This window comes from Catellatospora sp. NPDC049609 (genome assembly GCF_040675365.1).
Lineage (GTDB): Bacteria > Actinomycetota > Actinomycetes > Mycobacteriales > Micromonosporaceae > Catellatospora.
The window spans coordinates 1-20,911 of record NZ_JBFAOU010000101.1 but is presented as its reverse complement, the minus strand read 5'-3'; the positions used below and the strand labels follow the sequence as shown (position 1 = coordinate 20,911).

General features: G+C 72.8%; 20 protein-coding genes. 13 read left to right on the top strand and 7 right to left on the bottom strand.

Annotated features, from left to right (window positions below; genetic code table 11):
* Positions 1–1,386: a ferredoxin reductase family protein gene (locus AB0J67_RS25110; RefSeq protein WP_363485888.1), complete on the bottom strand. Its 1,386-nt coding sequence runs from the start codon at positions 1,384–1,386 to the stop codon at positions 1–3.
* Positions 1,387–1,506: 120 nt separating this feature from the next.
* On the opposite strand from AB0J67_RS25110, the gene AB0J67_RS25105 reads away from it, so the two are divergent.
* Positions 1,507–2,028 carry a carboxymuconolactone decarboxylase family protein gene (locus tag AB0J67_RS25105; RefSeq protein ID WP_363485887.1) on the top strand — a complete coding sequence of 174 codons (522 nt, stop codon included), beginning with the start codon at positions 1,507–1,509 and terminating at the stop codon, positions 2,026–2,028.
* Between the two features lie 84 nt (positions 2,029–2,112).
* On the opposite strand, the gene AB0J67_RS25100 is transcribed toward AB0J67_RS25105, so the two are convergent.
* The 3 genes from AB0J67_RS25100 to AB0J67_RS25090 all read right to left on the bottom strand — a co-directional run bounded on the left by AB0J67_RS25100 (position 2,113) and on the right by AB0J67_RS25090 (position 4,647).
* Positions 2,113–3,045, bottom strand: a complete 933-nt coding sequence (locus AB0J67_RS25100) for a fructosamine kinase family protein (protein ID WP_363485886.1) — start codon at positions 3,043–3,045, stop codon at positions 2,113–2,115.
* Positions 3,046–3,273: 228 nt separating this feature from the next.
* Positions 3,274–3,915, bottom strand: coding sequence for an MBL fold metallo-hydrolase (locus AB0J67_RS25095; protein WP_363485885.1), 642 nt, complete (start codon positions 3,913–3,915; stop codon positions 3,274–3,276).
* A 162-nt stretch (positions 3,916–4,077) separates the two neighbouring features.
* Positions 4,078–4,647 (bottom strand): histidine phosphatase family protein, encoded by a 570-nt coding sequence (locus AB0J67_RS25090; protein ID WP_363485884.1) that lies wholly within the window; start codon positions 4,645–4,647, stop codon positions 4,078–4,080.
* A 216-nt stretch (positions 4,648–4,863) separates the two neighbouring features.
* On the opposite strand from AB0J67_RS25090, the gene AB0J67_RS25085 reads away from it, so the two are divergent.
* Complete coding sequence (locus tag AB0J67_RS25085) at positions 4,864–5,742, top strand: methyltransferase domain-containing protein (protein ID WP_363485883.1); 879 nt, start codon at positions 4,864–4,866, stop codon at positions 5,740–5,742.
* A 91-nt stretch (positions 5,743–5,833) separates the two neighbouring features.
* Here the strand turns inward: AB0J67_RS25085 and AB0J67_RS25080 are convergent, their stop codons facing one another.
* A complete protein-coding gene (locus tag AB0J67_RS25080) occupies positions 5,834–6,598 on the bottom strand; it encodes a GNAT family N-acetyltransferase (protein WP_363485882.1) in 765 nt (254 codons plus the stop codon).
* Between the two features lie 91 nt (positions 6,599–6,689).
* A complete protein-coding gene (locus tag AB0J67_RS25075) occupies positions 6,690–8,054 on the bottom strand; it encodes a lysine 2,3-aminomutase (protein ID WP_363485881.1) in 1,365 nt (454 codons plus the stop codon).
* Positions 8,055–8,210: 156 nt separating this feature from the next.
* Here AB0J67_RS25075 and AB0J67_RS25070 point away from each other — a divergent pair, with 156 nt between their 5' ends.
* The 9 genes from AB0J67_RS25070 to AB0J67_RS25030 all read left to right on the top strand — a co-directional run bounded on the left by AB0J67_RS25070 (position 8,211) and on the right by AB0J67_RS25030 (position 18,269).
* On the top strand, positions 8,211–9,275 hold the full coding sequence (locus tag AB0J67_RS25070; protein ID WP_363485880.1) for a hypothetical protein: 1,065 nt from the start codon (positions 8,211–8,213) through the stop codon (positions 9,273–9,275).
* 5 nt (positions 9,276–9,280) lie between these two features.
* Positions 9,281–10,825, top strand: coding sequence for an amidohydrolase family protein (locus AB0J67_RS25065; protein ID WP_363485879.1), 1,545 nt, complete (start codon positions 9,281–9,283; stop codon positions 10,823–10,825).
* Positions 10,812–12,464, top strand: a complete 1,653-nt coding sequence (locus AB0J67_RS25060; RefSeq protein WP_363485878.1) for a lysine 5,6-aminomutase subunit alpha — start codon at positions 10,812–10,814, stop codon at positions 12,462–12,464. The genes AB0J67_RS25065 and AB0J67_RS25060 overlap by 14 nt, the downstream gene beginning before the upstream one ends.
* Complete coding sequence (locus AB0J67_RS25055) at positions 12,461–13,222, top strand: OAM dimerization domain-containing protein (RefSeq protein ID WP_363485877.1); 762 nt, start codon at positions 12,461–12,463, stop codon at positions 13,220–13,222. The genes AB0J67_RS25060 and AB0J67_RS25055 overlap by 4 nt, the downstream gene beginning before the upstream one ends.
* Positions 13,219–13,599, top strand: a complete 381-nt coding sequence (locus AB0J67_RS25050) for a hotdog domain-containing protein (protein ID WP_363485876.1) — start codon at positions 13,219–13,221, stop codon at positions 13,597–13,599. The genes AB0J67_RS25055 and AB0J67_RS25050 overlap by 4 nt, the downstream gene beginning before the upstream one ends.
* Positions 13,596–14,930: a glutamate mutase L gene (locus AB0J67_RS25045; protein ID WP_363485875.1), complete on the top strand. Its 1,335-nt coding sequence runs from the start codon at positions 13,596–13,598 to the stop codon at positions 14,928–14,930. Before AB0J67_RS25050 ends, AB0J67_RS25045 begins: the two co-directional genes overlap by 4 nt.
* 353 nt (positions 14,931–15,283) lie before the next feature.
* The gene (gene lnt / locus AB0J67_RS25040; RefSeq protein WP_363485899.1) at positions 15,284–16,915 is read left to right on the top strand and encodes an apolipoprotein N-acyltransferase; all 1,632 of its coding nucleotides are present in this window, start codon (positions 15,284–15,286) and stop codon (positions 16,913–16,915) included.
* Positions 16,916–16,927: 12 nt separating this feature from the next.
* Positions 16,928–17,713: a polyprenol monophosphomannose synthase gene (locus AB0J67_RS25035; RefSeq protein ID WP_363485874.1), complete on the top strand. Its 786-nt coding sequence runs from the start codon at positions 16,928–16,930 to the stop codon at positions 17,711–17,713.
* A gap of 37 nt (positions 17,714–17,750) precedes the next feature.
* Positions 17,751–18,269, top strand: coding sequence for an FxsA family protein (locus tag AB0J67_RS25030; protein ID WP_363485873.1), 519 nt, complete (start codon positions 17,751–17,753; stop codon positions 18,267–18,269).
* 50 nt (positions 18,270–18,319) lie between these two features.
* On the opposite strand, the gene AB0J67_RS25025 is transcribed toward AB0J67_RS25030, so the two are convergent.
* Positions 18,320–18,658, bottom strand: a complete 339-nt coding sequence (locus tag AB0J67_RS25025) for an RNA polymerase-binding protein RbpA (protein WP_363485872.1) — start codon at positions 18,656–18,658, stop codon at positions 18,320–18,322.
* 194 nt (positions 18,659–18,852) lie between these two features.
* Between AB0J67_RS25025 and AB0J67_RS25020 the strand changes: the two genes are divergently transcribed.
* Complete coding sequence (locus tag AB0J67_RS25020) at positions 18,853–20,340, top strand: peptide MFS transporter (RefSeq protein WP_363485871.1); 1,488 nt, start codon at positions 18,853–18,855, stop codon at positions 20,338–20,340.
* Between the two features lie 13 nt (positions 20,341–20,353).
* On the top strand, positions 20,354–20,848 hold the full coding sequence (locus AB0J67_RS25015) for a hypothetical protein (RefSeq protein ID WP_363485870.1): 495 nt from the start codon (positions 20,354–20,356) through the stop codon (positions 20,846–20,848).
* The last annotated feature ends 63 nt before the right edge of the window (positions 20,849–20,911 follow it).

Below are 20,911 nucleotides of genomic sequence, written 5' to 3'. Positions count from 1 at the left end.
TCACCACCCGAACCGCTCGTCGTGGACCTGCCGGGCGGGCACCCCGGCCGTGCGCAGCGCCGCCCGCGCCGCGGCCATCCACGGCGGCGGCCCGCACAGGAACACGTCCCGCCCGGCCAGCTCGGGCACCAGGTGCGCGAGCGCCTCGTGGTCGGCGAACCGCTCCGCCAGCTCGGCCGTCAGCCAGGACGATCGCCCGTCCGGCGGCGGTCCGGGCAGGTAGATGACCTGCGCACCCCGTTCGCGGGCGATGGCGTCGATCTCGTCGCGCAGCACCAGCTCCTCGTCGCTGCGCGCCCGGTAGATCAGGGTCACCTCGTCCTCGGCGTACCGCATGCCTTCCAGCAGGGCCCGCAGCGGGGTGATGCCGATGCCCGCGGCCATCAGCAGCACCCGCTCGCCGCGGCGGCGGCCCTCGGTGAGCGTCCCGAACGGCCCCTCGATCAGCACCGCCGTGCCCGGCCCGGCCCCGGCCAGCCGGGCGCCGTCGTCTCCGGCGGCCCGGAAGGTGAACCGCAGCCGGTCGTCTCGCGGCGCCTCCGACAGCGAGAACGGGTGCGCCCGGCTCCAGCCCCGCCCGGTGCGCAGCCGCCAGGTCAGGAACTGCCCCGGCCGCGCGGCCAGCCGGTCCAGCCGGTGCCCGGCGAGGTAGACCGAGTACACCTCGGACGCCTCGCGCCGCACCTCGGTGACCGTCAGCCGGTGCCGGCGGCTGAGCCACAGCGGCCGCCCGACCCGGAACACCAGCAGCGCGGCGGCGGCGCCGCCCCACAGCGTCCACCAGTAGACGGTCGCGACCGGCGAGGTGACGAAGTGCGCGCCGTTCCACAGCTGGTGCGGCACGGCCAGGCCGACACCGAGGTAGGCGTACAGGTGCAGCAGGTGCCAGTTCTCGTACCGCAGCCGCCGCCGGGCGGCCCGCACCGACAGCACCACGACCAGCACCAGCAGCACGGTCCCGGCCGTGGCGAGCAGCATGCCGGGGTAGCGCACCACCAGGTCGACGAGCTGCTCGGCGACGCCGGTGCCGGTCGTCGCAGCGTAGGCGGCCACCACCAGCACCACGTGCCCGGCCATCAGCCAGCAGGAGGTGAAGCCGAGCAGCCGGTGACCGCGGGCCAGCCGGTCCTGGCCCCAGGCGCGCTCCAGCCACGGCACCCGCGCCATCGCGAGCACCTGCAGCAGCAGCAGATCGGCGGCGACCAGGCCGGTCAGCCGCGCCGCGGTCAGCACACCGGAGCCGTCGGCGGTCAGTGCGGCCGGGCCGCCCGCGACGGCCCACAGCACGACCACCACCAGCACGGTGGCCAGCGCGAACGCGGCAGTGAGGGCGCGCCCGGCGGCACCGTAGCGGCGCCGGGGGAGGGGGATGCGGTCAGGGGTCACGCCACGGCGAGTCCCGGCGGCCCCGCGCAGTTCCCACCGGCGCGAAATCCGTGGGCGCCGTGGCTGACGGATGGGGGACAGCCGCCTTGCCGGGCGGCCGTGAAGATCTAGCCTCGCCGCATGACCTACCTCGCCACGCCCGCCGACTCGCCCCTCTACGCCGAGGCGAACGGCTACATCCCGAACTACCTGCGGGTGTTCGCACTGGCCCCCGACGCGTACGCGGCCTGGCAGCAGCTGTCGGGCAGTGTCCGCGACGGCATGGACCTGCACCGGTACGAGCTGGTCACCCTCGCCGCCGCCCGCCGCCTGGGCTCCGACTACTGCACCCTCGCCCACAGCAAGGTGCTGCGCGACCACTTCTACGACGAGGAGAGCCTGCGCGCCATCGTGGCCGACCACCGCACCGCCGGCCTGGCCCCGGTCGACGTGGCGGTGATGGACTTCGCCGACCTCGTCGCCGCCGACCCGACCGCCGTCACCGACCAGCATGCCGCCCCCCTGCGCGACCACGGCCTGTCCGACCAGGACATCTTCCAGATCGTGCTGGCCGTCTGCATCCGCCGCTTCTTCAGCGGCGTCCTCTCCGCCGTAACCGCCACCCCCGACCCCGCCCTCCTCCTCCCACCCCTCCCGCGTTGATCATGAACTTGTGGACGTGCTCGACGGCGTGTCACCACCCCGCGACCGTGATCAGGTATGTCGGCACCGGGCAGCGGTGATCGGTCAGCAGAGGGCGGTCAGGGCGGCGGCGATGCGGTCGAGGAAGGGGCGGCCGAAGGCCGACCTGCCGTCGACGGCGACGACGGCCAGGTAGCCGTGCAGCCGCCACAGCTCGCGACGCGCGGCGAAGCCAGGGTCGATGGGCAGCAGCTCGCGGTACCCGTCAAACACCGCTGGCGGCACCGGCGCGAAGTAGTCGAGCAGCGCGAGGTCGAGTTCGGGGTGCCCGTAGTACGGGCCGGTGTCCAGCAGGTACACCTCGTCGGCGGTGGTCAGGAAGTTGTTCTGCTGCGCGTCGCCGTGCAGCAGCGACGGCTCGGGCTCCGGCCCGCACCGCTGCGGCAGCACGTCCACCAGCCGCTCGACGCCCGCGGCCAGCTCGGTGGGGAGGTGCCCGGAGTCGACGGCCTCGCGCAGCCGGGGCAGCAGGCGCCGCTCGGCGTAGAAGTCCGCCCAGGTGGTGCCGGTCGGGCGGTTGTCCTGCGGCAGCGGGCCGAAGAAGCCGTCGAACTCGGCCAGGCCGAACCGGTCGGCGCGGGTGCGGTGCAGCGTGGCCAGGGCGCGCCCGACGGCCCGCCACTGCTCCGGCGTACGCGCCGGTGCCGGCACCTCGGGCAGCGCCTCCAGCATCAGCAGCGATCCGGTCGGGGTCCGGGCCACACCCGGGCCGACCGGCAGCGGCGTGCGGACCCCGGCCCGCTCCCGCAGCAGCTGGTGCCCGCGCAGCTCGGCGGTGAACTGGGCCGGGCCCCGCGAGGTGCGGTCGAGTTTGACGAAGACGTCGAACGGGGTGCCGTGCAGGATGCCGCAGCGGTGTGAGGCGCGTTCGTCCAGATCGGTGAAGCCGGTGGCCGTCCACGGCCGACCACGGTGGGTCGATGCCGCCTGCTCCACCGCCGTCCGCAGGTCGGGTCGGAACAGCGGATGGGTCGGCACCGGCCGATCATACGGACCACCCGGGGTTAAGAAGGTGCCCTTCCGCTACGCATGGGGTTAAGAAGGTGCCCTTCCTTTCCCGCTGCTGTCCGGCGACGGTTCCCTGGCCGCCGTCGGCGGATCCAGGGCGGCGAAGATCGCTGTTTCGGGTCAGGAAGCGCGGTCACACCGTAACTTCTGACCCGAAACAGCGATCTTGCGCGCTCGGAACGGGAGGGGGCGGCGGGGTCAGATGGTGACTGACTCGCCGAGGGGGATGCGGGTGTAGTCGGTGTTGCCCTTGAAGTCCATCCAGCGGTCGAAGTTGTCGTAGCCGACGTCGGGCGACAGCATCCGGTCGTGGATCGGGAAGGCCCGCGCCGGGGCCACGGCCCGGGTGAAGTCCAGCGCTTCGCGCAGCTTGAACCACGGCGCGCCCGCCGGGACGAGCAGCGCGGTGACCGGCTGCTCCGGCACGAAGAACGAGTCCCCGGGGTGGTAGACGCCCTCCACCACGTAGCCGAGGTTCGCGCAGCCGGGCAGGCCGTCGTAGATCTCGGCGTGGGCGCCGCCGACAGCGGTGACCGCGAAACCGCCCGCGGTGAACGCGTCCCCGGTGGCGACCGGGGTGATCGCGGCGGCGACCGCGGGCGCGTCCTCGGCCGCGGCGACCGAGCGCACCGCCTCCGGCGCGTAGATCCGCAGCTGCCGGGACTTCAGCAGGGTCTCCAGGTGCGCGAAGTCCACGTGGTCGTAGTGCTCGTGGGTGACCAGGATGTCGGTGACGCCCTCGAACGCCGCAGGCTCCGTCCAGACGCCCGGGTCGATCAGCAGGCGGCGCTCGCCGTCGTCGAGGCGTACGCAGGCATGGGTGAATTTGATCAACTGCACCGGTTCAGCCTACTCAGGCAACCGGCCCCCGCGCGCGGCGGAAACGGTCAGTCCAGGCGGTCGCGGGCCGGACGCCTGGCGGGCGTCTCGCTGGAGACCGACTTCGAGCTCGTCCATGAGCCCGGCACGGCGGGGCCGCGGGGGCCGCCCCGCCGTACACCGTCACAGATTCCAGGCGAGCAGGACGGGGGTCTCCCGCTCGAAGCCCAGCACGCTCAGGGTGCCGGTCTCCAGCCGGAACAGCGCGCCGCCGTGCGGGGGCAGCCCCAGCCAGCGGGCCGTGAGCACGCGCAGCTGGTGCGCGTGGCCGACGAGCGCGACGTCGCCGGAGGCGAGCATGGTGCGGGCCCGTTCCAGCACCCGGTCGGCGCGGGTGCCGACCATGGCGGCGGTCTCCCCGCCGGGGCCCGGGCAGCCCTGGTCCCACAGGCTCCAGTCGGCCCGCTGCTCGCGGATCTCCGGCGTGGTGCGGCCCTCGTAGACCCCGTAGTTCCACTCCAGCAGGTCGTCGTCGAGCGCGGTGACGTCCAGGCCGGCCAGCTGCGCGGTGCGTACGGCGCGCTGCAGGGGACTGCACAGCACGGCGGCGAAGGCGCGACCGGCCAGCAGCCCGGCGAGGCGGGCTGCCTGGCGCTCGCCTTCGGGGGTCAGGGCCAGGTCGGTGTAGGAGGTGTGCCTGCCGTTGGCGCTCCACTCGGTCTGCCCGTGACGGACCAGCACGATCTCACGCATGGCGCCGATCCTCCCTGCCTGGCGGTGTCCAAGGCCACGTTAGCGGTGGTCCCGACCTCGGCGGGCGTTTTCGACCCGGAGTTCCATTCCTAGCGTCCTAGGATCCGTTACGGGATGCGCGGTCCACGACACACAGAAGCCAGCGCCGGGGCGGGCAGGCTTGTTGATCTTGATTGGCCTGGTACGCGCCGGCCCGGCGGCTCACAGAATTGAGGTATGACCGACGACCCGCTCATGCCGCACTACGCACGGGTCGATCAGAGCCCGCCGCAGATGCAGGCACGGCTCGTGGCGTACCTGGACCGGGCCGCCACGCACCCGGCGATCACCCGCGTGCGCGCCATCGCCTCGGAGACCATGCACGTCAAACCGGGTCACCGGGTGCTCGACGGCGGCTGCGGGCTGGGGGAGGAGACCTGCTCGCTGGCCCTGCTGGTCGGCGCCGGGGGCCGGGTCGAGGGGGTCGACAACTCGCGCAGCATGCTCTCGCTGGCCGCGCACCGCTACGCCCGCTGGCACGAGACGCACCCGGACGCGGGCGACGTGTGCTTCACCGTCGGCGATCTGACCAGGCTCGACCATCCGGCCGGGGTCTTCGACGCGGTGCGCTGCGAGCGCACGCTGCAGCACCTGCCCGAGGCGGAGCGGGTCATCGCGGAGCTGGTGCGCGTCACGCGCCCGCAGGGCCGGGTCTGCCTGGTGGACACCGACTGGGAGTCGCTGGTCTTCGACGGGCTGCCCGCCGAGGTGCTGACGCCGATGATGTGGCGGCTGCGGCACCACAGCGTGATGAGCAACCCGTCGATGGGGCGTACGCTGCGCAACCGGCTGCGCCGGGCCGGGGTCGGCGAGCTGGAGTGCCATCCGTTGACGGTGTGTTTCACCGAGCCGGCCGAGGCGCAGCACATCGTGCCGTACTTCGAGCGCGACATGCTGCTGCACATCGTGGGGGAGGAGGACGGCGACGCCGCGGCGATGGTGGACCGGTGGCTGGACGCGGTCGCGGATGCGCAGTCGCGGGAGGACTTCCTGGTCGCGTTGACGCTGTGGGTGGTGGCGGGCACCGCGCCCGGTCTGGCTCCGGTCTCGGTGTGACCGGAGCCGGCCGTGTGGCGCGGCCGCGACCGGGCCGGCCCCAGGCCCGGGGCGGTCCCGGTCGCGGGTGGGCTGCGACCGCGGGGAGCGCTCAGGCGAGCGGTGGCAGGTCGATGGTGAGGGCGCGGGTGCGGACCTGGAAGCCGGCGCGGTCGTACATGCGGCGGGCGGGGTTGGCGTCGGCGACTTCGAGGCCGAGCCGGGGCAGGCCGGCGGCGCGGGTGCCGTGCAGCGCGTGTACCAGCAGCGCCCAGCCGAGGCCGCGGCCCTGGGCGTGCGGGGCGACGCCGATGTTGAGGATCCAGGCGCATTCGTCTTCGGTCCACGGGACGGGTCCGGCGACCAGCACGTGGCCGGCGCTGCGGCCGTCGGGGCCGACGACGCGGGCGGCGGCGCTCGCGAGCGGTGGCACGGGTTGCCCGTTGTCGAACATGCCCTGGATCTCGCGGGTGTCGCTGTCCTGCCAGCTGCCGTCGGGGTGGTCCGGTCCGTAGGCGGCGGCGAGGCCTGTGGCGAGGTCGTCGTCCCAGCCGGGCGGGGCGATGGTCCAGCCGTCGGGCAGGGTCGGCGCGGCGGGCAGGTCGGCGAGGTGGTGGCGCATGTCGGTGGCGGCGCGGCGGAGTCGGAGGCCGGTGTCGACGACGGCTTGGGCGAGTGCGGCGTCGGGGGTGTGCAGGCGGCGGCCGGCGAGATCGTGGCGGGCCTGGGCGGCGATGCGGTCCAGGGGTGCGCCGGGCAGGGGTTGGACGTGGTCGGCGAGTGGGGTGCCGTCGTCGTCGCGGAGCCGGAGCCGGGCGAGCGGGGTGCCGTCGTCGGCGTGCAGGAGGGTGTGGTCGTCGTCGTGGTGCAGGGGCATCCGGGCACCCTATGTGATCTTTGTGGGGGTGGGGGAGCGGTTTATGCGAAGGCCCCGCCGGTGTCCCGGCGGGGCCTTGGTCGTGCGGGGTTCAGGCCTGGCCGGCCTGCTGCTCCTCGAGCTGCTTGCGCCACCACTTCTGGCCGGACTCCGGGAGGGTGTCGATCGGGTCGTAGTAGGCGTAGCGCTTGGCGAGCACGTCGGCGTCGTGGTCGGCCTCGATGGAGGTGCGGTAGTTCTTGGTCCAGTACGAGATGCCGTTCTCGCGGTCGTATTCGGTGACCATGTGGACCCAGCGCTTGCCGACGAAGGGCACGTCGCAGACGATGCGCGGGGTGGCGTAGCCGGGCAGGTAGCCCATGATGTCGTGCTGGAGTGCCTGGGCGTGGGCGACGGAGACGCGCCAGTGCTCGGCGTTGGGGATCATGTCGCACATGTAGAAGTAGTACGGCAGGATGTTGGCCTCGCCCTGGAGCGCGAAGCAGAGGTCGAGCAGGTCGGGGCTGGTGGCGTTGACGCCGCGCATGAGGACGCCCTGGTTGCGTACGTCGCGGACGCCGACTTCGAGTGCCGTCTTGGCGGCCTTGGCCACGGTCGGGGTGATCGAGTTGGCGTGGTTGACGTGGGTGTGGATGGCCAGGTTGACGCCGCGGCGGCGGGCGGTGCGGGCGACGCGTTCGAGGCCTTCGACGACCTCGGGCTGCAGCCAGTGCTGGGGCAGGCCCATGAGGGCCTTGGTGGCCAGGCGGATGTCGCGGATGGTGTCGATCTCGAGCAGGCGCATCAGGTACGACTCGAGGTTCTTCCACGGGACGTTGGCCACGTCGCCGCCGGAGACGACGACGTCGCGGACGCCGGGGTGGGCCTTGAGGTAGGTGATGTGTGCTTCGTAGCGGTCGACGGGCTTGAGGGAGAGTTTGAGCTTCTCGACGGCGGGGGTGGAGTTGCCGACGAGGTCCATGCGGGTGCAGTGGCCGCAGTACTGGGGGCAGGTGGACAGCAGTTCGGCGAGCACCTTGGTGGGGTAGCGGTGGGTGAGGCCTTCGGCGACCCACATGTCGTGCTCGTGGAGGCTGTCGCGGCTGGCGTGGGGGTGGCTGGCCCATTCGGTGAGCCGGTCGGAGGCTACGGGGATCATGTAGCGGCGGACCGGGTCGGCGTAGAACGCCTCGGTGGTCAGTTCCTCACGCGCCATGGTGTTGATCATCTGCGGGGGGACGAGCATGGACATCGTGGCCAGGGCTTTCTGGTCGGCCTCGAGGTCGTCGTAGAAGCGCTCGTCGACGGTGTCGCCGAGCAGGGCGCGCAGCTGCTTGATGTTCTTGATGCAGTTGACGCGCTGCCACTGCGCGGACTCCCACTGTGCGGGGGTGACGTCGCGCCAGCCGGGGAACCTGGTCCAGTCCGGCTCGATCAGCTCGACGCGGCGGTACTCGTAGGGTTGCCCAGCGTTCATCGGTGGCCTCTCTTCTCCCGGTCGTCGTTGACCATACTGGAAGTTCTCCGGCGTACCAACTAGTCTGCCGTAGAATTTCCCGCGCACTTCAAATCTAACCGCAGATTTGGCTACGCTGCCGCGAGAAGACTGCACTTTTTTAGGGAGAACCGGACAATGACGTCACCGATCGGCCTGCACCGCGTGCTGGAGCCGGGCGGCGTACTGCCCCAGGCAGCACTTCGCTTGGACAATTCACCCGAGATCGGGCCGGACGAGGTGCGGATCGCCGTCGAGCGGCTCAACCTCGACGCGGCGAGCTTCCGGCAGCTGTCGACCAAGCACGCCGGCGACGGCGCGGCGGTGCGGGCCGAGGTCCTCGACATCGTCGGCACCCGCGGCAAGATGCAGAACCCGGTGACCGGCTCCGGCGGCATGCTCATCGGCACGGTCGAGGCGGTCGGCCCGGACTCCCCGCTGGGCCTGCAGGTCGGCGACCGGGTCGCGACCCTCGTGTCGCTGACCCTCACCCCGCTGCGGATCACCGACGGCCTCAAGCGCTGGGACGGCGGCAGCGAGCAGGTCCCGTGTGAGGGCCACGCGATCCTGTTCGCGCGTTCCATCGCCGCGGTGCTGCCCGCCGACCTGGACCCGGAGCTGGCGCTGGCGGTGATGGACGTGTGCGGGGCGCCGGCGCTGACGGCGCGGGTCGTGGCGGGCTACGACGCCCCGACGGTGGCGGTGATCGGCGGTGCGGGCAAGAGCGGCTCGCTGTCGTTGGCCGCGGCCCGTGCCGCGGGGGCGGCCCGCACGGTCGGCGTGGTGCCGGTGGAGCGGGAGCGCGCCGTCCTTGAGCAGGCGGGCCTGGCCGACGTGGTCGCGCTGGCCGACGCCCGCGACCCGGTGGCGCTGGCCGACGCGGTGCGCGCGGCGCTGGGCGGGCGGGCCGCGGACGTGACCGTGGTGTGCGTGGACGTGCCCGGCTGCGAGCACGGGGCGATCCTGTCGACCGCCGACGGCGGCACGGTGGTGTTCTTCTCGATGGCGACGAGTTTCGCGGCGGCGGCGCTGGGCGCCGAGGGCCTGGCCGCGGACGTGACGATGCTGGTCGGCAACGGGTACGTGCCGGGTCACGCCGACTATGCGCTGGATCTGCTGCGGCGGGTGCCGGCGGTGCGGGCGATGTTCGAGTCCCGGCTGGCGCACGAGGCCGCGCGCGCCGCGTCCGGCACGGCAGACTGATCCTCATGCAGATCTCCGCCATGCCTGCCGAGCGCACGACGCTCTGGCACAACGCCGTCGTGCGCAGCCCCGCCGACCCGGGCGCGACCGCGCTGCTGACCCGCGGGCAGCACATCGTGTGGCTCGGCCCGGTGGCCGACGCCCCGACCGCCGACGTGCGCGTCGACCTGGGCGGTGCGCTGGTGACCCCGGCGTTCGTCGACGCGCACGTGCACGCCACCGACACGGGCCTGGCCCTGGCGGGGCTGGACCTGTCCGGGGTACGCGGCGCGACGGAGCTGCTCAAGGCCGTCGCCGAGTTCGCGTCGGGGCTGGGCCCGGAGGCGGTCGTGCTCGGGCACGGCTTCGACGAGAGCACCTGGGGCACGGCGCAGACGCCGCCGTCGGCGGCCGAGCTGGACCGGGCGGCCGGCGGGCGCAGCGTGTACCTGTCGCAGGCGTCGATCCACTCGGCGCTGGTCTCCTCCGACCTGCTGGCCCTGGCGCAGGGCAGCCCGGGCTTCGACGAGTCCGGGTGGGTGCGCCGCGACGCGCATCACGTGGTGCGGGAGGCCGCGTTCGGGCAGATCACGATCGTGCAGCGGCGCGACGCGCAGATGCGGATGCTGCGCCACGCGGCGAGCCTGGGCATCGCCGCGGTGCACGAGTGCGGCGGGCCGGGGACCTCCAGCGAGGAGGACTTCACCGAGCTGCTGCGCCTGTCCGGGCAGGGCCTGCCCGAGGTCTACGGGTTCTGGGGCGAGCTGATGGGCGCGGCCAAGGCCCGGGAGCTGGGCGCGGTCGGTGCGGGCGGGGACCTGTACGCCGACGGGGCGCTGGGTTCGCGGACCGCGTACGTGGGTGAGGCGTACCTGGACGGCGAGCGGGGCTGCGGGCACGGGTATGTGACGGCCGAGCAGGTGCGCGAGCATCTGCTGGACTGCCACCGGCACCGGATGCAGGGCGGGTTCCACGCCATCGGCGACGCGGCGATCTCGACGGTCGTGGACGGGTTCGCGCAGGCGGAGCGGGTCGTCGGGGTGGACGCGCTGCGGGACGCCCGGCACCGGGTCGAGCATGCCGAGATCATGGACAAGCGGCTGGTCGCCGGGTTCGTGGAGTACGGCATCGTGGCGAGCATGCAGCCGGCGTTCGACCGGCTGTGGGGCGGCGAGGGCCAGATGTACGCCCAGCGCCTGGGGGTGGCGCGGAGCCTGGCGTCGAACCCGATGGGGCAGATGCACAGCACCGGGGTGGCGCTGGCGTTCGGGTCGGACAGCCCGGTGACGCCGCTGGACCCGTGGGGCGGGGTGCGGGCGGCGATGTGGCATTTCAACCCGCTGCAGCGGATGAGCGCGAAGTCGGCGTTCGCGGCGCACACCCGGGGCGGCTGGCGGGCGGTGCACCGCGACGACGAGGGTGTGCTGGTGCCGGGCGCGCCGGCGACGTTCGCGGTGTGGCGCACCCCGGCGGGCCTGTCGGGCACGCTTCCTTCTCTCGAGCAGCATGACGAGCTGCCGGTCTGTGTTCGTACCGTCCTGCGTGGAGATTGCATCTATGAGCAGCAGTAAACTCGGTCTCGACCCGGCGCTGGTGCACCGGGCCAGGGCGCTGGCCGCACGGGCCGGGCGTCCGGTGGTGGACCTGGCCCGTTCCCACACCACCGTGTCGGTGGAACGGGCCGTCCTGCGCCTGTCCGGGATGATCGGCGCCGACCCCGACGGGATCCCGTGGGTGAACCGGCTGGTCGACGCCGTACGCGCCGATGTGGGGCTGGGGCACGGGGTGGCCCTGCCGGTGTTCCACAGCCTGGCCCAGCACGGCCTGGACTTCTCGGCCGCGGATCTGACGCTGCTGGCGCAGAAGGCCGCGTCGGGGTCGGTGCGGTTCGAGCTGCCCACGGGCAAGGCCGCGACCGCGGCCCGGCGGGCGTCGAAGAAGATGGTCGGCGCGGGGATCCGGCAGATCGACCGCAACCGCGCCGAACGCGACCGGATGATCAAACGGCACGGCGATCCGAAGCAGCGGCCGTGGATCTACCTGATCGTCGCGACCGGTGACATCTTCGAGGACATCCCGCAGGCGCAGGCCGCCGCACGCGCGGGCGCCGACGTGATCGCGGTGATCCGGTCGACGGGGCAGTCGCTGCTGGACTACGTGCCCGAGGGCGCGACCCGGGAGGGTTTCGCGGGCACGTACGCCACTCAGGAGAACTTCCGGCTGATGCGGGCGGCGCTGGACGAGTCCAGCCGCGAGCTGGGCCGGTATGTGCGGCTGACGAACTACGCGTCGGGGCTGTGCATGCCGGAGATCGCGACGCTGGCCGGGTTGCAGCGGCTGGACATGATGCTCAACGACTCGATGTACGGGATCCTGTTCCGCGACATCAACCCGATCCGCACGTTCGTCGACCAGCGCTTCTCCCGGCAGGTCCACGCCCGCGCGGGGATCATCATCAACACCGGTGAGGACAACTACCTGACCACCGCCGACGCGGTCGAGGCCGCGCACACGGTGACAGTGTCGCAGCTGCTCAACGAGTACTTCGCGCACGAGGCCGGGCTGGCGGACTGGCAGCTGGGCCTCGGGCACGCGTTCGAGATCAACCCGGAGCTGCCGGAGTCGTTCCGGCTGGAGCTGGCGCACGCGCTGCTGGCGCGGGAGCTGTTCCCGGACGCGCCGCTGAAGTGGATGCCGCCGACCAAGCACATGACCGGTGACGTGTTCCGCGGCAACCTGCTCGACGGGTTCTTCAACCTGGTCGGGGCGCTGACGGGGCAGGGCATCCTGCTGGTCGGGATGATGACCGAGGCGGTGGTGACGCCGTGGCTGTCCGACCGCGACATCGCCCTGCAGAACGTCCGCTACGTGCTGGGTGCGGCAGGCAACCTGCACGAGGACTTCGTGCCCGCGCCGGACGGGTTCATCCAGCGCCGGGCGCACCAGGTACTGGACGAGGCGATCGGGCTGCTGGAGCGGATCACCGCGAGCACGAGGAGCGAAGCGGAGCGGAGCCCCGCAGGCGCGAGCAACGGCTTCATGGCCGACACTGGGCTGCTCAACGCGATCGCCGACGGCACGTTCGGGATCATGAAGCGGCCCGCGGACCGGGGCAAGGGCCTCGACGGCGTCGCCCGGCATGAGGACGGCTACTACAACCCGGCCACCGACATCCTCGAGACCCCCGCCAAGCACGAGGAGGACCAGTGAAGACGGTCGTGCGCCCGTACGGCGACACCACCGGCGACGGCATGACCCAGGTCAGCTTCACGCTGCCGCTGCCGCACGACAAGAAGGCCGAGGGCGCCGCGCTGCAGCTGGCCGCGAAGATGGGCCTGGAACCGGCGATGCTGGTGCACGCCAAGCAGATGGGCGACGGGTTCACCTTCTTCGTGATCTACGGCAGCGTCCGGCACCTGGTCGAGCTCGACAAGGTCCAGGTCGTCGAACGCGACTTCCCGCTGCTGTCGGCCAAGGAGGTCAACACCCTGGTCAAGCAGCGGATGCGCCGCAAGCTCAGCGTCGTCGGGGCGTGCATCGGCACCGACGCGCACACCGTCGGCATCGACGCGATCCTCAACGTCAAGGGCATCGCCGGCGAGAAGGGCCTGGAGTACTACCGCGAGCTGAAGGTCGTCAACATGGGCGCGCAGGTCACCGTGCCCGAGCTGGTCGCCGCCGCGAAGGCGGAGAAGGCCGACGCGGTCCTGGTGTCGCAGGTCGTCACGCAGCGCGACGCGCACCTGCACAACACGCGGGAGATGTCGGCGGCGTTCCGGGAGGCGATGCCCGCCGACAAGCGGCCCCTGCTGATCGTCGGCGGGCCCCGCTTCGACGAGCTGATGGCCGGCGAGCTGGGCGTCGACCGGATCTTCGGCCGTGGCACCACCCCGCGTGAGGTTGCCAGCTACCTGGTGCACGCGTTGATCACGGAGAAGGCCGAGCGGAAGAAGGCGATGGCGGCATGAGTGTCGGGTTCACGGTGACGCACCGCAGGTATGTGCCGTACAGCCACGCGCACTACGCGGGCAACCTCGTCGACGGCGCGTACGCCCTGGCGGCGTTCGGGGACGTCGCGACGGAGGTGTGCATCCGGCTCGACGGCGACGAGGGCCTGTTCGCGTCGTACTCCGACGTGCAGTTCAAGGCCCCGATGCGGGCCGGGGACGTGCTCGAGGTCGTCGCGACCGTGGCCCGGATGGGCACCCGGTCGCGGACCATCGACTTCGAGGCCCGCGTGGTGTGCCGGGGCCGGGCCGAGGTGTCCGAGTCCGCCGCCGAGGTGTGCGACCCACCGGTCGTCGCGGTGACCGCGACCGGCACCGTGGTGGTCCCCGCGAAGTGAGCCTGCTCTGCTGCGTCGACGTCGGGTCGACGTTCACGAAGGCGGCGCTGGTCGACACCGACGGCGGGACGCTGGTCGCCACGGGCAGCCACCGCACCACCGTCGGCTCCGACGTGCTGCACGGCCTCGACGCGGCCGTCGCCGCGACCGGGCACACCCCCGACGGGCTGCTGGTGTGCTCGTCGGCCGGCGGCGGCCTGCGGCTGGCCGTCATCGGGTACGAGCGCCTGGTCACCGCGCAGGCCGGACACCGGGTCGGGCTGTCGGCCGGGGCGCGTGTCGTGCACGTCGCCGCCGGCCGGCTCGACCGGGCCGGGCTGGCCGAGCTGCGCGCCGCCCGGCCCGACGTGGTGCTGCTGGTCGGCGGCACCGACGGCGGCGACGCCGACACCATCGGCCACAACGCGGCCCGGCTGGCCGCCGCCCGGTGGCGGGTGCCGACGGTGCTGGCCGGCAACGCCGACTGCCGCGAGCACCTCGCCGCGCTGCTGGCCGCAGCGCGGGTGCCGGTGGTCGCGGTCGGCAACGTGCTGCCCGCGATCGGGGTGCTCGACCCCGGCCCGGCGCGGGCCGCGATCCGGCAGATGTTCCTGCAGCACGTCATCGGCGGCAAGCGGCTGTCGCGCGGGCCGCGGTTCGCCTCGCTCGTGCGGGCCGCGACGCCCGACGCGGTCCTGTCCGGCGTCGAGCTGCTCGCCGCGCACACCGGCCAGGACCTGCTGGTCGTCGACGTCGGCGGGGCCACCACCGACGTGTACTCGGTGCTGGTGCCCGACGCCGAGCAGCTGGCCGGGGTCCGCGACGAGGTCGCCGGGACGCTGTGGGCGGCCCGCACCGTCGAAGGCGACCTCGGCATGCGCTGGTCCGCGCCCGGCGTCGTCGCGGCGGCGCTGCTGGAGAAGCTGCTCGACCCCGACGAGGCCGCCGCGCTGGACGCCGCCGCGGCGGCACGGGCCGAACATCCGGGGTTCGTCGCCGACGACGGCACCGAACGGGCCGTCGACCGGCGGCTGGCCGAGCTCGCCGTGACGGTCGCGCTGCGCCGCCACGCCCGCGGTGAGGCCGCCGTGGCGGGCGGGCCGCGCCGCGGCGGCCGGGACCTGCGCGACGTGCGCACCGCGATCGGCTCCGGCGGGGTGCTGCGGCACAGCCCGCCACCGGTCGCCCACGCCGTGCTCGGCGCGGGACTGGGCGACACCGCCGGCGGGTGGCCGCTGCCGCGTGAGACGCGCGTGGTCGTCGACTCGTCCTACATTCTGGCCGCGGCGGGTCTGCTCGCCGCATCGCATCCCGCAGCCGCGGCCGCGCTGCTCGCCGCTGAGCTGCGCTGACACCCACGCATGCGGTGATCGTCACGCTGCGTGGCCGGTCGGTGAAATTGACCGTGCCCGCACACGCCGGTACCGTCGTGGGGTCGTCCACCGTGCCGCTCGCCGACCAGGCGGGCCGGGTGCGGCAGGCGGCAGTGGCGATCAGTAGAAAACGACCGGCGGCGGGCCTCGAAACCGGCGCCGATCGGCCCGAAGGTCGCCCGCTGCCGCCGTGGATCTGGGAGTGCGGGGCGCGGCCGACGGCCGCGCCCCGATTCTTGTAACCTTGCACCGCCCTCGCCAAGATCTTGGCACGGGCCGGCCCGCGCGGGCCCGCGCTGCGAGAGATTGGTGGAGTGGTGACTGTGCAGACCATGGCGCCGCCGGACGACGCCGCCGGCCCGGCCGACCCGGCCCCGGCCGGGCGCGCCCCGCTGCGGCTGCCCGTCGCACTGGCCCTGGCACTGCTCGCCGGGCTCGCCCTGCTGGCCGCGTTCCCGCTGTACGGGCTGTGGTGGGCCGCGCCGGTCGGTGTGGCGCTGCTCGCGGTGGCCGTGCGCGGGCGGCGGCTGCGCGCCGGGTTCGGGCTGGGCCTGCTGGCCGGCACCGTGTTCTTCGGCCCGCTGCTGGCCTGGACGAACCTGCACGTCGGCAACACCCCGTGGCTGCTGCTCACCCTGTTCCAGGCCACCTACCTGGGCCTGCTCGGCCTCGCCCTGGCCTGGGTCGCGCCGGCCGCCGCCCGCCGGGCCTGGCGGTGGCCCGCCGCGATCGCGCTGCTGTGGGTCGCGCAGGAGGCGCTGCGCGACCGGGCCCCGTTCGGCGGGTTCCCGTGGGGCAGGCTCGCGTTCAGCCAGGCCGACGCCCCCACCCTGCACCTGGCCGCGCTCGGCGGCGCCCCGCTGGTGACCCTCGCCGTCGCGGCGGCCGGCGGGCTGCTGGCGTACGCGGCAGAACTGCTGCTCGCCGACCGGGGGGCCTGGCGGCGTGCCGCGGCCGCGCTCGGCGGGGCCCTCGCCGTCACCGTCGCCGGGCTCGCCCTGCCCACCGCGGCACCGGCCGGGCAGGCCGTCACCGTCGCCGTCGTGCAGGGCAACGTGCCCCGCCTGGGCCTGGACTTCAACGCCCAGCGCCAGGCCGTGCTCAACAACCACGTCGCCGCCACCGTCGACCTGGCCCGCCGCGTCGCCGCCGGGCAGGCGCCCCGCCCCGACCTGGTCGTGTGGCCCGAGAACGCCTCCGACATCGACCCGCTGCGCAACGCCGGCGCCGCCGCGGCTATCAACGACGCCGCGCGGGCGATCGGCGCCCCGATCCTCGTCGGCGCGGTCCTGTCCGGGCCCGAGCCGGGCCAGTCCCGCAACGCCGGCATCGTCTGGCCCGCCGACCTGGCCCCCGGCACCCAGCCCCAGCAGATGTACCTCAAGCAGCACCCGGTGCCGTTCGCCGAGTACCTGCCGCTGCGGCCCATCGTCGAACCGATCGCGCAGGCCATCACCAACCAGGCCAAACTGCTGCGCACCGACTTCGTCGCCGGCACCGCCCCCGGCGTGCTCACCCTCGGCCCGGCGAAGGTCGGCGACGTGATCTGCTTCGAGGTCGCCTACGACGACGTGGTGCGCGACACGGTGCGCTCCGGGGCGCAGCTGCTGGCCGTGCAGACCAATAACGCGACCTTCGACGAGTCCGAGGCGTTGCAGCAGATGGCGATGGTGCGGCTGCGCGCCGTCGAGCACGGCCGCGACAGCCTCATGGCCTCGACGGTCGGTGTGTCCGGATTTGTAACTGCTGACGGAACTGTGCATGATGCAACTGGTTTCAACACCGGCGCGGTGCTGGTGCGGCAGCTGCACCTGAGCGACGAGGCTACCCTTGCCACGACGCTGGGACCGTGGCCCGAAGCCGTGCTCACCCTCGCGGCGGTCGGGTTGCTGGCCGCCGCGGGCGTGGCGCGCAGGCGGGCGGGCACCCAGGTGCGAGACACTGAACAGGCAGGAGCGGCATAAGTGGAGGCCCCCGTGAGCGGCAACGAGGCGGACAGCGGATACCCGGGCGTGGGCCGGGTCCTGGTGATCATCCCGACGTACAACGAGTCGGAGAACGTCCGCCTGATCGTGCCCCGGGTGCGCAAGAGCACCCCGCAGGTCGACATCCTGATCGCCGACGACAACAGCCCCGACGGCACCGGCGCCATCGCCGACGAGATGGCCGCCGCCGACCCCCGGATCAAGGTCCTGCACCGCGAGGGCAAGCAGGGCCTGGGCGCGGCGTACATCGCGGGCTTCAACTGGGCCCACGAGCACGGCTACGACGCCGTCGTCGAGATGGACGCCGACGGCTCGCACGCCCCCGAGGAGCTGCCCCGGCTGCTCGACGCGCTGCGCGGCGCCGACGCGGTCATCGGCTCGCGCTGGGTGCGCGGCGGCAAGGTCGTCAACTGGCCGGTGCGCCGGCTCATCCTGTCGCGCGGGGCGAACTTCTACACCCGCGTCGTGATGGGCATGGGCGTCAAGGACGCCACCGGCGGCTACCGCGCCTACCGGCTGCCCGTCCTGCGCAAGATCGACGTCGACACGGTCACCTCGCGCGGCTACAGCTTCCAGGTCGAGCTGACCCACCGCACCCACCGGCACGGCTTCCGCATCGTGGAGGTCCCGATCACCTTCGCCGAGCGCGAGCACGGCGTGTCGAAGATGAGCGGGTCCATCATCAAGGAGGCGCTGTGGAAGGTCACGGTGTGGGGTGCGCAGTCCCGGCGTGACTCGATCCGGCGTATGTTCAAGCCGAGCGACCGCTGGCCGTGAGGTGCACCCTCCGGCCGGCCCGGCTGGAGGTGATGGGGTGCGCAGGCTGCGCTGGATACCGGTGGCCGTGCTGCTGCTCGGGCTCGTCGAGTTCGGGGTGTTCGTCGGGGTGGCCCACCTGATCGGGCTGCCCGCGACGCTGCTGATCGCGGTGGCGCTGATGCTGCTCGGCGCGGTGCTGCTGCGCCGGGAGGGCCTGTCGGCGTGGCGGCGGCTGCGCGAGGCCCGCCTGGCCGGGCAGGCCCGCGGCGAGCAGGCCGTCGACGGCGTCGTCGGGCTGGCCGCGGCGCTGCTGCTGCTCATCCCGGGCCTGCTCACCGCCGCGGTGGGGCTGCTGCTGCTGATCCCGCCGGTGCGGCGGCTGGCCCGCGGGCGGGTGCGCGCCGCGACCGAGAAGCGGATCCCGGCGTCGGCGGCCAACAACGTGTTCGGACCCAAGCGGGTGCGGGTCACCACCCCGCACGGCACACCGCCCCCGCCGGGCACGCCCGCCCCGCCCGCCGCCGGGCAGCGCCCGGCACCGCCCGAGGTCATCGAAGGCGAGATCGTCGACTGACATACCGAAAGCCCCGCCCGATCCCGGGCGGGGCTTTCGGTATGTCAGAGTCAGCGGCCGCGCCGGGTGCGCACGTCGGTCAGGCGCTCGTTGAGGATCTCCTCGAGCTCCTCGATCGAACGCCGCTCCAGCAGCATGTCCCAGTGCGTACGCGGCGGCTTGACCTTCTTCTGCTCCGGCTCCGTGCCGTCGACCAGCCGCGCGACGCTGCCGTCGAGCCGGCACTCCCACGTCGCCGGCGCCTCGGCGTCGACGGCGAACGGCACCTCGAACCGGTGGCCGTTGGCACACAGGAACTCGCGCATCTGCCGCGGCGCGAGCTCGGTGTTGCGCTCGGACTCGTAGCTGACGGCCCCCAGACGGCTTCCCCGCAACATCCGCTCGCCCATGTCAGCTCCTCACGTCGTATGGCTTACCCGGTGGTGCAACGACGGGCGCGGCCCGACGATTCCCCGGCGTGACCCGCGCCGCAGCGCGGCGGCCGTACCCGCGGATTCGTGAGAGCGCCTCACCCGCACCCACGAGGGGCGATATCGTCCGATTGGACCTTGTTTGCGGAGAACATCACATCCGGGGGTACGGGATGACCACCACCACGGTGCCCGAGGGCAGACCGGTCAAAACCTGGATGGGCCACCCCGGCGGACTGGTGGTCCTGTTCCTCACCGAGATGTGGGAGCGGTTCAGCTTCTACGGCATGCGGGCCATCCTCACCCTGTTCCTGGCCGCCGAGCTGACCGACGGCGGCTTCGGCATGACCGACGTCGCCGCCGCCGCCCTCTACTCGATCTACAACTCGATGGTGTACTTCATGGCCCTGCCCGGCGGCTGGATCGCCGACCGGCTCATCGGCACCCGCCGCAGCGTGCTGTGGGGCGGCATCATCATCGCGCTGGGCCACTACTCGCTGGCGTTCTCCGCCAAGGCCATGTTCTACGTCGGCCTGGTGCTGATCGTGCTCGGCACCGGCCTGCTCAAGCCCAACATCTCCGCCATGGTCGGCGAGCTCTACGACAAGCACCCCGAGATGCACGAGTCGCGCCGCGACGCCGGGTTCACCCTGTTCTACCTCGGCATCAACCTCGGCGCGTTCATCGCCCCGCTGCTGACCGGCTACTTCGCCGCCAAGAACGACTGGCACGTCGCGTTCGGCATCGCCGCGGTCGGCATGACCGTCGCCGTCATCCAGTACGTGCTCGGCGGGCGCCGCCTGGAAGGCGTCGGGCTCAAGGCGCACAAGCCCCTGGCCGCCCACGAGCGCAACAAGATCCTGCGGGTGGGCGGGATCGTCCTCGCGATCGTGGTCGTGCTGCTGCTGGCCGACATCGCCGCCGGCACGTTCCGGGCCCAGCACGTCATCACCGCGCTGACCCTGATGGCGCTGATCGTGCCCGCGCTGTACTTCGTCGTCATGTTCCGCGACCGCTCGCTCAACCACCAGGAACGCTCCCGCATCAGCGCCTACGTGTGGATCTTCATCGGGGCGGCGCTGTTCTGGATGATCTACGACCAGGCGGGCAGCCTGGTCAACCTGTTCACCGAGAACGACGTCGACCGGCAGGTCGGCAGCTTCGAGATCCCCACCGCCTGGTTCCAGTCGATCAACCCGGTGCTGATCCTGCTGCTCGCGCCGGTGTTCGCCTGGCTGTGGACCAGGCTCGACCGCCGCCAGCCCACCACCCCCGTCAAGTTCTCCATGGCCCTGGTCGGCATCGGCGTGTCGTTCCTGGTCATGGGCGTCGCCGGGGCGCTGGCCGGGCGCGGGCTGATCTCACCGTTGTGGATCGTGCTGGTGTACTTCATCCAGACCTGCTCGGAACTGCTGCTGTCCCCGGTCGGCCTGTCGGTCACCACCAAGCTCGCCCCGCTGCGCTACGCCAGCCAGGTCATGGGCCTGTGGTTCCTGGCCACCGCCGCGGGCAACGCGCTCAACACCTGGGTCACCCCGCTGAGCGCCAAACTCCCCGCCGCCGCCTACTACGGCGGCCTCGGCCTGCTGGCGATCCTCGTCGGCATCTGCTTCTGGATCGGCGCCCGCAAGATCGGGCAGCTGATGTCCGGCGTGCACTGAGAGGCGTCCGATCATGACACCCACCACCACCGCACCCGAGCGGCTCACCGTCGAGCGGCTGCGCGACGACGTCGAACAGCTGGCCCGGCGCTGCCTGTGCGACCCGGTCACCGAGCTGTTCGGGCCGCTGCTGGAGGTCCAGGAACGGGTCTTCAGCAGGCTCGAACACGAACCCCGGCCCGAGCAGGCCGAGCAGCTGTACCTGCTGGCCGCGCTGGTGTCCGGGCAGCTCGCCAAGGCCCACCACGACCTCGGCCGCAGCCACCAGGCGATGACCCTGGCCCGGATGGCGTTCGTCTGCGCCGACAACATCGGCCACACCGCGCTGCGCGCGTGGACCCGCGCCCTGCAGAGCCAGCTCGCGTACTGGGCCGACCGGCCGCAGGAGGCCGCCGCGTTCGCCGACTGCGGCGTCGCGCTCGCCGGGGAGCACACCGGCTCGGTCGCCTCCCAGCTGGCCTGCGCGCAGGCCCGCGCAGCAGCATCGCGATCAGCAGCGGCACGATGACGATGCTGATCTTGCCAAGGAACTGCAGCAGGTAGATGAGGGCGAAGCCCAGCACGATGATGC

What these genes read in the sequence shown, in the direction of transcription:
- lnt (WP_363485899.1), top strand. Translation starts at nt 15,284, where the DNA reads ATGGCGCCGCCGGACGACGCCGCCGGCCCGGCCGACCCGGCCCCGGCC.
- AB0J67_RS25065 (WP_363485879.1), top strand. Translation starts at nt 9,281, where the DNA reads ATGCAGATCTCCGCCATGCCTGCCGAGCGCACGACGCTCTGGCACAAC.
- AB0J67_RS25070 (WP_363485880.1), top strand. Translation starts at nt 8,211, where the DNA reads ATGACGTCACCGATCGGCCTGCACCGCGTGCTGGAGCCGGGCGGCGTA.
- AB0J67_RS25105 (WP_363485887.1), top strand. Translation starts at nt 1,507, where the DNA reads ATGACCTACCTCGCCACGCCCGCCGACTCGCCCCTCTACGCCGAGGCG.
- AB0J67_RS25090 (WP_363485884.1), bottom strand. Translation starts at nt 4,647, where the DNA reads ATGCGTGAGATCGTGCTGGTCCGTCACGGGCAGACCGAGTGGAGCGCC.
- AB0J67_RS25080 (WP_363485882.1), bottom strand. Translation starts at nt 6,598, where the DNA reads ATGCCCCTGCACCACGACGACGACCACACCCTCCTGCACGCCGACGAC.
- AB0J67_RS25025 (WP_363485872.1), bottom strand. Translation starts at nt 18,658, where the DNA reads ATGGGCGAGCGGATGTTGCGGGGAAGCCGTCTGGGGGCCGTCAGCTAC.
- AB0J67_RS25020 (WP_363485871.1), top strand. Translation starts at nt 18,853, where the DNA reads ATGACCACCACCACGGTGCCCGAGGGCAGACCGGTCAAAACCTGGATG.
- AB0J67_RS25050 (WP_363485876.1), top strand. Translation starts at nt 13,219, where the DNA reads ATGAGTGTCGGGTTCACGGTGACGCACCGCAGGTATGTGCCGTACAGC.
- AB0J67_RS25015 (WP_363485870.1), top strand. Translation starts at nt 20,354, where the DNA reads ATGACACCCACCACCACCGCACCCGAGCGGCTCACCGTCGAGCGGCTG.
- AB0J67_RS25075 (WP_363485881.1), bottom strand. Translation starts at nt 8,054, where the DNA reads ATGAACGCTGGGCAACCCTACGAGTACCGCCGCGTCGAGCTGATCGAG.
- AB0J67_RS25085 (WP_363485883.1), top strand. Translation starts at nt 4,864, where the DNA reads ATGACCGACGACCCGCTCATGCCGCACTACGCACGGGTCGATCAGAGC.
- AB0J67_RS25060 (WP_363485878.1), top strand. Translation starts at nt 10,812, where the DNA reads ATGAGCAGCAGTAAACTCGGTCTCGACCCGGCGCTGGTGCACCGGGCC.